The organism is Promicromonospora xylanilytica (assembly GCF_054782895.1).
On sequence record NZ_BAAGRP010000006.1, the window covers coordinates 21793 to 34068 of the forward strand.

Sequence of the window (12276 nt, forward strand, 5' to 3'; positions counted from 1 at the left end):
TGAACGGCGGGTGTGCTGGGAGTTACACCACGAGCACGCCGTACCTCGGATAGGGTGGAGTTCCGTGGTCGAACACCGAAGCAGTCTCCAGTCCCGTCAGCGGTCCGGCGCGTCCACGCCGACCAAGCACATCTTCGTCACCGGTGGTGTGGCGTCCTCTCTCGGCAAGGGGCTGACGGCGTCATCGCTCGGTCGTCTTCTCCGCTCGCGTGGCCTCAGCGTCACCATGCAGAAGCTGGATCCCTACCTCAACGTGGATCCCGGCACCATGAACCCGTTCCAGCACGGTGAGGTCTTCGTCACCGAGGACGGCGCCGAGACCGACCTGGACATCGGGCACTACGAGCGCTTCCTCGACGTCGAGCTGCCCGCCTCGTCCAACGTGACGACCGGCCAGGTGTACTCCCGCGTCATCGCGAAGGAACGGCGCGGCGAGTACCTGGGCGACACCGTGCAGGTCATCCCGCACATCACCGACGAGATCAAGTTCCGGATGCGCGAGCAGGCGTCCGACGCCGTCGACGTGATCATCACCGAGATCGGCGGCACCGTCGGCGACATCGAGTCGCAGCCCTTCCTCGAGTCCGCCCGCCAGGTGCGGCACGAGCTCGGCCGGGACAACGTGTTCTTCCTGCACGTGTCGCTGGTGCCGTACATCGGCCCGTCGGGCGAGCTCAAGACCAAGCCGACGCAGCACTCCGTGGCCGCGCTGCGCTCGATCGGCATCCAGCCGGACGCCATCGTGCTGCGCTCCGACCGCCAGGTGCCCGAGAGCATCAAGCGCAAGATCGCCCTCATGTGCGACGTCGACAACGAGGCAGTGATCAACTGCGCCGACGCCCCGTCGATCTACGACATCCCGCGCGTCATCCACTCCGAGGGCCTGGACGCCTACGTGGTGCGCCGCCTCGGCATGCCGTTCCACGACGTCGACTGGGACGGCTGGAGCCGGCTCCTGGAGCGCGTGCACGAGCCCGAGCACAACGTCGAGGTCGCGCTGGTCGGCAAGTACATCGACCTGCCCGACGCCTACCTGTCCGTGACCGAGGCGCTGCGGGCCGGCGGTTTCGCGAACGACGCGAAGGTCGCCATCCGCTGGGTCGCGGCCGACGACTGCCAGACGCCGGAGGGCGCGCAGGCGTCGCTCGAGGGCGTCGACGCGATCCTGGTGCCCGGCGGCTTCGGCGTGCGCGGCATCGACGGCAAGGTCGGGGCGCTGCGCTGGGCGCGCGAGAACCTCGTACCGACGCTCGGCATCTGCCTCGGCCTGCAGTCCATGGTCATCGAGTACGCGCGCAACGTGCTGGGCTGGGCGGACGCGTCGTCCACCGAGTTCCACCCGAGCAGCAGCCACCCCGTCGTCGCGACCATGGCCGAGCAGAAGGCGATCGTGGAGGGCGAGGGCGACATGGGCGGCACCATGCGCCTCGGCGCCTACCAGGCGCAGCTCACCGCCGGTTCCGTGGTGGCCAAGGCGTACGGCAGCGAGCGGGTGTCCGAGCGGCACCGGCACCGTTACGAGGTGAACAACGCCTACCGCGGGGACCTGGAGGAGGCCGGCCTGCTGATCTCCGGCACGTCGCCCGACTCGTCGCTCGTGGAGTTCGTCGAGCTCCGGGCCGACATCCACCCGTACTTCGTGTCCACGCAGGCCCACCCGGAGTTCAAGTCGCGTCCCACGCGGGCGCACCCGCTGTTCTCCGGCCTGATCGCCGCGGCGCTCGAGAAGCAGTCCGCATGACCTCGGACACCGGGGAGGTCACGGACGTCATCGACCCTCGCCCTGCCCGCCGGCTGGACGTCCCGTTCCAGGGTTTCGTGGTCGACATGGTGTCGGACGAGGTCGACCTGGGCGAGGCCGGCGGCATCGTCCGCCGCGAGTACGTCGACCACCCGGGCGCGGTCGTCGTGGTGGCGCTGAACGACGACGGTGACGTGCTGCTCCTGCGCCAGTACCGGCACCCGGTCGGCGCCTTCCTCTGGGAGGCGCCCGCCGGCCTGCTCGACCTGGACGGTGAGGACCCGCACGTCGCGGCAGCCCGCGAGCTGGCCGAGGAGGCGGACATGACCGCCGGGACCTGGCACGTGCTCCTCGACCTGCTGCCCACGCCGGGCGGCAGCAACGAGGCAGTGCGTGTCTACCTGGCGCGCGACCTGACGCCCGTGCCGGACGACGAGCTGCACACGCGCGAGGCCGAGGAGGCGGACATGGTCGTGGTGCCCGTCCCGCTCGAGGAGGCGGCCGCGCTGGCGCTCGCCGGCAAGCTGCACAACGCCGCCACCATCGCGGGCGTGCTCGCCGCGGCGATCGGCCGGGCCTCCGACTGGGAGACCCTGCGGCCGGTGGACAGCCCCTGGGAGTACCGCAGGAACTGACCTGGGTGCAGCCCGGTGGCCGGTCGTGGTTAGAGCGACGTCATCGGGCTGCGCTATTCTCCCCGCGTGACCAGCGAACCCGACATGCTTCCCAACGTATCGTCCCTTCCGGCGTGGCTCGTTCCGTCCGTCTACCTCAACTGGTCCGAGGACTGGCTGGGCGAGGCGGTCGCCATCGCGAGCCGCAGCCACGAGCACCGCCTGCCGGGCGGCGCGGACGGCCCGCAGCGCGGTGACGTGGTCGTCACCGTCGTGGGCTCCGAGCCCGGCATCGTGGCTGCCGTCGAACTCATGGGTACCAGCCAGGGCGAGGACTGGGTCAGCGACGAGGTGTTCGGCCCGGACAAGCCCGTGGTGTGGGACGACCTCTTCAACGGTGCCGCCGCGTACGCGCGGTCGTCCGGCTGGCTGCCTCAGGAGCACGCCCGCCTGGTGCTCGACGGCATCGCCCACCAGTACAAGCACGGCGCCACCGGCACGCTCGACGCCGGCAACTGCGAGACCGACGAGCTGTCGCCGAACCTGCACGTCCTGCGCCTGCTCGGCCACAAGCAGGTGGCGGGTGCCGACCTGCGCCGCGAGGAGCGCTGCGCCTCGTGCGAGCGGTTCGTCGACGTGATGCAGCTGCGGCCGCACGACGACGGCGCCCACACCGGCCAGACCGGTGAGCGGCCCCTGGGCGAGCTCATCGAGCAGACGTTCCTCGTCTGCGCGCCGTGCCACGCCCTGCTGCACCCGCACCCGGTGCTGTCGCAGCGGGCGCAGATGCGCCCGTCCTGCCCCTCGTGCGGCCAGCGCGGCGCCACCAAGCGCATCGTGTGGGGCCAGGCCATCCACGACAACATGAAGCTCGAGCCGGACGTCGTGTACGGCGGCTTCGACACCCCGGTGCCGACGCCCGACTGGTACTGCCCCGAGTGCTACGCGAACTTCTCGTCGGGGGCCGTGGCGCAGCGCGCGCTGGGCGACCTGCCGGAGGCGGTGCCCGTGGGCGGCGGCCCGGTCGGCACGCCGCCGTCGGGCGAGGACCTCTGGATCCCGGAGGTCTGACCCTCCGCCACCCGCGGTCCGCGCGAGGTAGTCGTCTGGCGAGGTAGTCACGTAGCGAGGTAGTCACTTGGCTCCCGCCAGGTGACTACCTCGCCAGACGACTACCTCGCCAGACGACTACCTCGCCAGACGACTACCTCGCCAGGTGACTACCTCGGCGGGGGCTACTCGGTGCTCGTGTCCGTGCTCGCGCCCGCGCCCAGCAGGCGGTCGTACTCCGCCATGGCCGTCGCTACCGCGGTCTGCGCCCAGAAGCGGTGGTAGGTGAACTGCGGGACGTCGCCGCCGTCCAGGTACTCCTGGACCTCGCCGAACATCGGGTCGTCCTCGTAGAACGACCGGAGGTCCAGGAACGAGACGCCGGCCTTCGCCTGGTCACCGTTGGGGTAGGTGCCGGTCCAGCCCTCGGGCACGTAGACGCCGTCGCCGCCGGGCTGGTACTCGTCGTCGAACCGGCCGAAGTCGGCGCGGGACTCGACGGTGCCGATGCCCTTCTCGTCGCTGTTCTGCTCCCACATCGCGTCGAGCAGCGCCTTGGCGGTGTCGGCCGCCTCCTGGTCTCCCGAGGCGGCGGCGTAGTAGATCAGCGTGCGGGCGATGGCGCCGGCCACGCCGACGTCCTGCCCGTGGGACGTGACCTCGACGTGCAGTCCCGTGTTGGGTCCCGGGCTGTCCGGGTTCCACGTGTCGGGCGCCCCGGTCCAGGAGAGCTCGGACGGCACCTGCCACGAGTCGGCCGTCACGGTGATCTCGTCCAGCACCCAGGGCACCCACTTGTCGAGGATGGACTGCGCGCGCTCGTCGCCCGTCTGGTGGTACAGCTGCGCGATGCGCTCCACGCCCCAGCCCTGCATGCCGAACCACTGGTTCGACGGCGGGTCGTGGTACACCGGCGCCTCGTCGTACACCATGTCGTAGAACGTGGGCGTGCCCGCCGGGTGCGAGCCGTAGGACCCGTCGACGCTGTTCGTGGCGCCGCCCGCGATGCCGCCCTCCGACGACTGCAGCCACTGGAAGAACTCGAGCTGCCGGTCCATGCTGACCGACCAGTCGTCCTGCGCGGTCGGTGACGCGGGGACGAGGTCGGCGTCGCTCGACAGCGCGTACGCGGCCAGCGGGTTCTGGTAGCCGAAGTGCGCGTGCGACGAGCCGATGCGCCACGCCCAGGGACCGCTCGTGTCCAGGGCGCCGCCCCACGCGTAGTACCAGGACAGCAGGTAGTGCGCCGAGCTGCGCCCGGACCCCGCCGGGGAGCCCGTCGACTCGCAGCCGATCTCCTTGAAGTACTTGTCGAACAGTGAGTAGCGCAGGTAGTCGCCCATCTTGGACGCCTTGTCGACGGTGCCGGAGATCTCGCCGCCGGCGCCCTGCTCGTTCGCGAACTGCTTGGCCCAGTAGACGGCCTCGACGGCGCGTGCGTCGGCGTCGGGGGCGTTGGTGTACTTCCACTGGCGCGCGTAGCTCGCGTCGCCGGTGAACAGGTCGAGGTAGCCGTTCGGGCCGCCGTAGGAGAAGTCGTCGATGGCGGGCTGCGGGATCGTCTCCCAGACCGACTCCTGCGGGCCGCGCTGGAAGGTGTTGATGTACGAGGTGCCCTCGTAGTCCGGACCCAGCAGCTCGGAGGAGCCGGGCGCAGCGCCGAAGCCGTACACGTTGTCGACATCGGCGAGCCAGTGCATGCCGTAGACCTCGTCGGTGCCGTAGGTCTGGCTGAGCTCCGCGCCGATCGGGTCCTGACCCACCGCGACCCCCGAGTCCAGCTGCGCGGGGTAGGCGCTCGGGTGGTTGTGCTCCGGGGCGTACGTGGCCGGCGACGCCGGGTCGTACGCGCCGTTGGTCGGCTGGTTCTCCGTGGTGGGGATCATGTACGCCTCGAGCGTGTCCCAGGCGTTGTTGAACGGCTCCCAGTCGCCGGTGATCTGCCCGTACGAGGCCTCGAGCCACAGCCAGAAGCTGTACGCCTCCGACGTGGTCTCGTGGCCGTAGTCCGGCGCCTCCACGAGCAGCGTCTCCGCCGAGTGGTAGGGGATGCCCTGCGCGGAGAAGTAGCCGTTGGCGGGGTCGTGCATCTTGGCGTACATCTCCAGGAACCGGTCGGCGTACTCCCCGGTCACGGTGCGCGGCGCCGCCTGTGTGACGGGGTCCGCGTCGGCCTCGGCGGAGCTGGCGGGCCCGGCGGCCGCCGGCGCGATGCCGAGGGCGCCGAGGGACAGTGCGGCCAGTGCTGCGGCGGCTAGGACTCTCCGCCTTCGGACTCGGTTCATGGCATGGCCTCCGGTGCGTGCGTCGGTGCGTGCGTCGTCGAACGGCGCCCGCGGCGCGAGCGCATCTCGACGGTCGGCGCGGCAGCTCGCGCAGGCAACGGACTTAACTGATTCACACCGGTGGGTCGGTGGCGGCCAGCGCGCCGGCGACGATCGCGCGGGCCAGGTCGAGCGCCGTCGGGCCGTCCGGGGTGGCCGGTGCCGTGACGAGGGTGAACAGCGCACCGCCGTAGAGCGTGATGAGCAGGGGCACCGCCCGGGGCGGCAGGTCGAGGCCGAGCCGCGCGTGCTGGTCGCCGGTGAAACCCGTGGCGCCTCCGGCGAGCCGGGCGAGGGCGGCGGTGAGCGCGGGCCGGCGGCGGGACTCGAGCACCAGCTCGAACACCGCCAGGTAACGGTCACGGTGCGTCGACGCCGCCGCCTCCAGCGAGGCGGCGATCAGCTCCGCGAGGTCCGGCGTCGGGCCGCCAGGAGCCTGGCGCGCTGCCTCCTCGACGGCTGCGGCGTCGTCGCGCTCCATGTCGGCCAGGTGCAGCTCCACGATCCGCTCCGCCGCCGCGACCAATAGGTCCTCGCGGTTGCGGAAGTAGTTGGAGGCGGTCCCGGCGGGCAGGCCGGCGGCCCGTTCGACGGACCGGTGGGTGAGCCCGTGCACGCCGTCCGTCGCGAGCAGCGTGATGGCGGTGTCGGCCAGGCTGTGGCGTCGGGCGGGGTTGGTACGGGGCACCGTCCCAGTATGGCACCATGTGTACTACAACGAACGTAGTGGTAAACCGGACAGGTCGGGGAGGCCGCATGACCAGGAGCGCGATAGTCGTCGGGGCAGGGATCGCGGGGCTGACGACCGCCAACGCGCTGCTCCGCTGCGGCTGGGAGGTGCGGGTGCTGGAGCGCTCGCCCGAGCCGCGTACGACAGGTGCCGGCATCGTCCTGCTCGCCAACGGGTTGCGCGGCCTGGACGCCGCGGGCGTGGGCGACGCCGTGCGCGCGGTGGGGGAGCGGGCCTATCCCGGCAGGCTCCGGGACGGCGCCGGGCGCACGCTGGTGCATGTCTCGCCCGAGCAGATCGCCGCGCGGCTGGGCACGGTGGCCATCGCCTTCCACCGGCCGCGGCTCCAGGAGGCGCTGCTGGGCGGGCTGGACGACCTGGACGTCACCTACGGCGCATCCGCCGTCGCGGTCGATCCCGGCGACGTCGCGCGGCCCGCGGCCGTCACCCTCGAGGACGGTTCCACCCTGAGCGCGGACCTCGTGGTCGCCGCCGACGGCGTCCGGTCGCGCCTGCGGGCCGCGATCGCACCCGACGCGGCCGAGCCGGTCTACGTCGGGTCGACCACCTGGCTCGCGGTGCTCGACAACCCGGGGGTCACCGAGATGTCCCAGACGTGGGGTCCTGGTGGCGAGCTCGGTCTGATCACCCTGGGTGACGGGCGCCTGTACTGGTACGGGACCCAGGTCGGTCCGGCCGGCCGGCCGACGGGCGACCCGGCCACCGACCTGGCCGCTGCTCAGGCGGCCTTCGCCGGCTGGCACCACCCCATCCCGGACGTGCTCGCCGTGACGCGGCCCGAACAGCTGCAGCAGCTCGACCTCTACGGATTCCCCCGGCCGATCCCGCGCATGGCCCGGGGTCGGGTGGCGCTGGTGGGCGACGCCGCGCACGCCATGCCGCCGAACGTGGGGCAGGGCGGCGGCCAGGGCATCGAGGACGCGGTGGTGCTCGCGGCGTCGGTGTCGGCGGCGAGCTCCGTCGTCGAGGGCCTCGCGGACTACGACCGGGTGCGCCGGCCGCGGACCGCGGGCGTGCTGCGTGCCGCGTGGGCGAGCGCCCGGTTCGGCGAGCAGCTGCGCAACCCGGCGCTCGTCGGGCTGCGCAACGCCGCGCTCAGCGTGGTCCCGGCCCGGCTGATGCTCGACGGCATGTCGCGGTTCGCGAGCTGGACGCCGCCGAAGCTGCCGACGGTTCGCTGAGGCCTGGCCGCCCGGCGGCGAGCGCCTGAGCTCACCGCACCCGGGTCGTCAGCCACGCCCGCGTGGTGCCGGCGATGAGCACCGCCGCACCGATCATGTGCAGCCCCACCAGTAGTTCGGGCAGGTCGTTGAAGTACTGCACGTACCCGATGACGCCCTGCGCGAGCGTGATGCCGAGCAGGATCAGCGCGGCCCGGCGTACCGGCGTGGGTCCGCCGCGTACCGCCAGCAGGTAGGCGACCAGGGCCGCGAGGAACACCCACACCGCGGCGGCATGCCACTTGGTCAGCAGCGCGGGGTCGATCGCGATCCGGTAGCCCACCTCGGCGTCGCCGCTGTGCGGGCCGGCTCCGGTGGTGAGCACGCCGAGCACGACCACGACGGCGGTCAGCGCGGCGAGCGCCCACGCGAGGCTAAGGGTACGAGGTCCGACCACGCGCACCGGGGCCTCGTCGCCCTCGCCGTGCCGGTGCAGCACGTACAGCGACGCCGCCACGAGGGCGGCCGACACGCCGAAGTGGAGCGAGACCCAGCCCGGGTGCAGGTCCAGCAGCACCACGACGCCACCGATCACTGCCTGCGCCAGCACCCCGACGATCGGCACCAGACCGAGCAGACGGTACGACGCCGACCGCTTGAGGTCCGTGCAGACCGCGACGGCCAGCAGCACCCCGATGACCGCGAGCACGCCGGTGAGCGTGCGGTTCCCGAACTCGATGTACGGGTGCAGGGTCGTCGCCTCGTGGAACTGCGGCGTGAACTGACCCGGCTCGCACTGCGGCCACGTGGAGCAGCCCAGCCCCGACTCGGTCAGCCGTACGGCGCCGCCGGTCCCGATGATGCCGATCTGGCCGACGAGGTTCGCGATGAGCACGGTGCGCGTCCAGTGGCGGAAGCGGTCGATCCGGCCGGCGAACGCGGCGAACCGGGACGTGGGGGCGGCGGTTGCGGTCACGGACCCACGCTAGCGGCCGACGGCGGCGGTGCGACCCGCGTACGGTCCCGACCGGATGTGATCTTTTGCGGACTGGCTGTCAGGAACGCCGAAAGGGCCCCGGCGCGATGCCGGGACCCCCTTCGACGACGCAGGGAGGGCTGTCAGAGCCCGCTGACGTTCAGCAGCAGGTTGGGCGAGCCGGTGCCCGGGTCGGTCACGACGTCGGGCAGGGCAGCGCCCGTCAGGGCGTCCCCGACCTCGGCCGGCGTGGCGGCGGGGTTGCCGGACAGCACGAGTGCCGCGGCGCCGGCGACGTGCGGCGTGGCCATCGAGGTGCCGCTGATGGTGTTGGTGTCCGAGTCACCGGTGTACCAGGCCGACGTGATGCCGCTGCCGGGCGCGAAGATGTCCACGCAGGTGCCGATGTTCGAGTACGACGCGCGGGCGTCCGTGTCCTCGGTGGCGCCCACGGTGATCGCCTCGGGGGTGGAGCTCGGGGACCCGTCGCACGCGTCCGCCCCGCTGTCGTTGCCCGCGGCGAGGGCGAAGGTGACCCCGTCCGCGACTGCCGCGGAGACGGCGTCGTTCACGGCCTGCGAGAAGCCGCCGCCCAGCGACATGTTCGCCACGGCCGGCGCGCCGGCCTCGTGGTCGGCGGTCACCCAGTCGATGCCGGCGATGACGCCGTCGAAGCTGCCCGAGCCGCCGCAGTCCAGGACCCGCACCGCGACGAGCGAGACGTCCTTGGCGACGCCGTGGGCCGAACCGCCCACGGTGCCCGCCACGTGCGTGCCGTGGCCGGCGCAGTCGGTGGCGTCGTCGTCACCGTCGACCGTGTCGGTGCCGCTGACCGCCCGGCCGCCGAAGTCCTCGTGGGTGGTCAGGATTCCCGTGTCCACGATGTAGGCGGTCACGCCGGAGCCCGAGCTCTCGTACGTGTACGAGTCGTCGAGGGGCAGCTCCGCCTGGTCGATCCGGTCCAGGCCCCATGAGGGGACCGGTGACTGGGTGTCGCTGGCGGTCACCACCCGGTTCTGCTCCACGTACGCCACCGACGGGTCGGCCGCGAGCCTCTTGGCCTGCCCCGGCGACATCGACGCCGAGAAGCCCCGCACCGCGTTGGTGTAGGAGTGTCGCACCTCGCCGCCGTACTTCTGCACGAGGGTGCTGGCCGTTCCCTTGACCTCGGTCTTGGCGACGTCGGAGTCCTCGAGCACGACGATGTACGAGTCCTCGATCAGCGCGCCCGCGACAGGCGCAGGGGCCTCGTCCGGCGTCGTGTGCGTCATCGCCGCCGCGGCCGGAGCCGCTGCGAGGGCGATGGCGATACCGGCACCGACGATCAGCCGACGGCGGTTGCTGTGCGTGGAAGTCACGTTGCCTCCTGGGGAATGTAGGTGAAGTGAACCCTAAAAGGGCAAATTTCACCCGCATACTCACGAAGTGGTCATACCGTCCGGCTATGAGTGGCGGTAGGTATTTTCGCGGACCGGCGGGGCTGGGGGCCGGCGGATAAGTGGGCTGGCGGGCAGGCAGCAGCGCCGCCGGGTTCGGTCACTTGCCCGTGACAAGGGCCCGATCTCATCCCGGCAACGGGCCGAACTCATCCCGCGTCTGGGGTCAACCGACCGATCTCACCGAGGCCGGCCCGAGACCCGGCACCCAGCGCAGACCGGCCCCAGCGCTATCGGGGCTCAGTGCCAGCGGAACAGCCGGGCCGCACCCGCGCCGAGCGCCGCGGTCCAGCCCAGCAGGATCACCACGGAGAACGCCGGGACGGACCCGTGCAGCAGCGCCCCCCGCATCGCCTCGCCCAGGGCGCCCGACGGCAGCAGCACCGCGACGTGCGCCAGCGGCCCGGCGAGCTGTGCGGCGGGCAGCAGCACGCCGCCGCCCACGGTGAGCAGCACGAGCACCAGGTTGGCCACGGCGAGCACGCCCTCGGCCCGCAGCGTCCCGGCCAGCAGCAGGGCGAGCGCCGTGAAGGCGGCGGTGCCGAGCAGTCCCGCGCCGACGACGGCGGGCAGCGCGCCGAGCTCCGGCCGCCAGCCCAGCGTCAGCGCGACGCCGGCGATCACGATCACCTGGACCACCTCGACGGCGAGCACTCCCAGCACCTTGCCGGCCAGCAGCCCGGTGCGGCCCAGCGGCGTCGTGGCCAGCAGGCGCAGCACACCGTTGCGCCGGTCGAAGGCGGTGGCGATCGCCTGTGAGGTGAACGCGGTGGACATGATGGCCAGCGCCAGCACGCCGGGCGTCACGAAGTCGATGCGCGTGTACCCCTGCGTGTCGAGGTCGATGAACGACGTCCGGACCAGGCCGACGAGCACGAGGACGGGCAGCACGATGGTCACGAGCAGCTGCTCGCCGTTGCGCAGGATCGCCCGCGCCTCGAACGAGGTCTGGGCCGCGATCCGGCGGACCGCGGGAGCCGCGGCGGGCGTGGTCTGGGCGCTCATCGCAGGTTTCTCCCGGTGAGGTCGAGGAACACGTCCTCGAGGGTGCGCCGGCCGGTGGTGACCGACCGCGCCAGCACCCCGCGGCCGGCGAGCCAGCCCGTGACGGCCGCGAGCGCGACGGGCGTCACGGCCCCGGTCAGGACGTAGACCCCCGGCTCGCTCTCGGAAGCCGTCCACCCCCCGCCTCCGCTCTGTTGAGTGCTGGACATTCGCCCGTCCGAGGGCCGCTGACCGGGCGAATGTCCAGCACTCAACGTGGTGAGCAGGTTCGTCAGGTCCAGGCCAGGGGTTGCCTCCAGGCGGATCGTGGCCGGGCCGGTCTCGCCGTCGGTGAGCTCGCGGACGCTGCCGGAGGCGATCAGCCGGCCGTTGTCCACGATGTGGACGTGGTCGGCGAGGTCGGCGGCCTCGTCCATCAGGTGGGTGGTCAGGACGATGGCGACGCCGTCGGCGCGCAGCTCGCGCACCAGGTCCCAGACGGCGCGCCGGCTCTGAGGGTCCATGCCGGCACTGGGCTCGTCGAGGAACACGACGTCGGGCCGCCCGACGACCGCGGCGGCGAGGGCTACCCGCTGCCGCTGCCCGCCGGACAGGCGGCGCACCGTGGTGCGGGCGAAGCCGTGCAGGCCCAGGCGATCGGCGAGCTCGCCGACGGGACGGGGGGTCGCGTACATGGCGGCGACGTGGCGCAGCAGCTCCAGCGCGCGCACCCCGGTGGGCAGGCCGCCGTCCTGCAGCATGACGCCGACGCGGGGTCGCAGGGCGCGGGCGTCGGCGACGGGGTCGAGGCCCAGCACGCGCACGGAGCCGCCGTCGGGGGAGCGCAGGCCCTCGCAGCACTCGATGGTGGTCGTCTTGCCCGCGCCGTTGGGACCCAGGACGGCGGTGACGGCACCCGGGCGGGCCACGAGGTCGAGGCCGTCGACGACCGCGCGGCCGTCGTAGCGTTTGACGAGGCCGCGTACTTCTACGGCGACCTCGGCGGCAGCGGCAGGACGATGTGGTGCGGCGCCCGCGGTGGCGGCGGGGTCGATCGCGGGCGCGTCGGACAGGGGCACCGAACAATCGTAGGCGGCGGTGCGGGGGACGGCGTCGCACGAGATGGCGCAGGTGTGGACCGCACGTGTGAGATGTGTCGCGATCTGCCCGAACTGAGGCTCGCCTTCCTTGCGCATCTCGAATTAGGGAACAAGGATGTTCTCAAAAGCATTGGCGTCTA

At 72.2% G+C, this 12276-nt stretch carries 10 protein-coding genes; 4 read left to right on the forward strand and 6 right to left on the reverse strand.

What is annotated here, in order from left to right; genetic code table 11:
* The first annotated feature begins 64 nt into the window (after positions 1 to 64).
* The 3 genes from ACYVK7_RS07240 (at position 65) to ACYVK7_RS07250 (ending at position 3426) form a co-directional block, all read left to right on the forward strand.
* Positions 65 to 1741 carry a CTP synthase gene (locus ACYVK7_RS07240; protein WP_460887013.1) on the forward strand — a complete coding sequence of 559 codons (1677 nt, stop codon included), beginning with the start codon at positions 65 to 67 and terminating at the stop codon, positions 1739 to 1741.
* Positions 1738 to 2376 carry an NUDIX domain-containing protein gene (locus ACYVK7_RS07245; protein ID WP_460887014.1) on the forward strand — a complete coding sequence of 213 codons (639 nt, stop codon included), beginning with the start codon at positions 1738 to 1740 and terminating at the stop codon, positions 2374 to 2376. The genes ACYVK7_RS07240 and ACYVK7_RS07245 overlap by 4 nt, the downstream gene beginning before the upstream one ends.
* A 66-nt stretch (positions 2377 to 2442) precedes the next feature.
* Complete coding sequence (locus ACYVK7_RS07250) at positions 2443 to 3426, forward strand: hypothetical protein (protein WP_460887015.1); 984 nt, start codon at positions 2443 to 2445, stop codon at positions 3424 to 3426.
* 164 nt (positions 3427 to 3590) lie between these two features.
* Here the strand turns inward: ACYVK7_RS07250 and ACYVK7_RS07255 are convergent, their stop codons facing one another.
* Together ACYVK7_RS07255 and ACYVK7_RS07260 are read right to left on the reverse strand one after the other, a co-directional pair.
* On the reverse strand, positions 3591 to 5690 hold the full coding sequence (locus tag ACYVK7_RS07255; protein WP_460887016.1) for a glycoside hydrolase family 48 protein: 2100 nt from the start codon (positions 5688 to 5690) through the stop codon (positions 3591 to 3593).
* Between the two features lie 112 nt (positions 5691 to 5802).
* Positions 5803 to 6417: a TetR/AcrR family transcriptional regulator gene (locus ACYVK7_RS07260; RefSeq protein WP_460887017.1), complete on the reverse strand. Its 615-nt coding sequence runs from the start codon at positions 6415 to 6417 to the stop codon at positions 5803 to 5805.
* Positions 6418 to 6485: 68 nt separating this feature from the next.
* Here ACYVK7_RS07260 and ACYVK7_RS07265 point away from each other — a divergent pair, with 68 nt between their 5' ends.
* On the forward strand, positions 6486 to 7661 hold the full coding sequence (locus ACYVK7_RS07265) for an FAD-dependent monooxygenase (RefSeq protein WP_460887018.1): 1176 nt from the start codon (positions 6486 to 6488) through the stop codon (positions 7659 to 7661).
* Positions 7662 to 7692: 31 nt separating this feature from the next.
* On the opposite strand, the gene ACYVK7_RS07270 is transcribed toward ACYVK7_RS07265, so the two are convergent.
* The 4 genes from ACYVK7_RS07270 to ACYVK7_RS07285 all read right to left on the reverse strand — a co-directional run bounded on the left by ACYVK7_RS07270 (position 7693) and on the right by ACYVK7_RS07285 (position 12091).
* Positions 7693 to 8616, reverse strand: coding sequence for a COX15/CtaA family protein (locus ACYVK7_RS07270; protein ID WP_460887019.1), 924 nt, complete (start codon positions 8614 to 8616; stop codon positions 7693 to 7695).
* A 143-nt stretch (positions 8617 to 8759) separates the two neighbouring features.
* A complete protein-coding gene (locus tag ACYVK7_RS07275) occupies positions 8760 to 9974 on the reverse strand; it encodes a S8 family peptidase (protein ID WP_460887020.1) in 1215 nt (404 codons plus the stop codon).
* A gap of 318 nt (positions 9975 to 10292) precedes the next feature.
* Positions 10293 to 11057 carry an ABC transporter permease gene (locus ACYVK7_RS07280; protein ID WP_460887021.1) on the reverse strand — a complete coding sequence of 255 codons (765 nt, stop codon included), beginning with the start codon at positions 11055 to 11057 and terminating at the stop codon, positions 10293 to 10295.
* Positions 11054 to 12091 (reverse strand): ABC transporter ATP-binding protein, encoded by a 1038-nt coding sequence (locus ACYVK7_RS07285; protein WP_460887147.1) that lies wholly within the window; start codon positions 12089 to 12091, stop codon positions 11054 to 11056. Before ACYVK7_RS07285 ends, ACYVK7_RS07280 begins: the two co-directional genes overlap by 4 nt.
* Between the last annotated feature and the right edge of the window lie 185 nt (positions 12092 to 12276).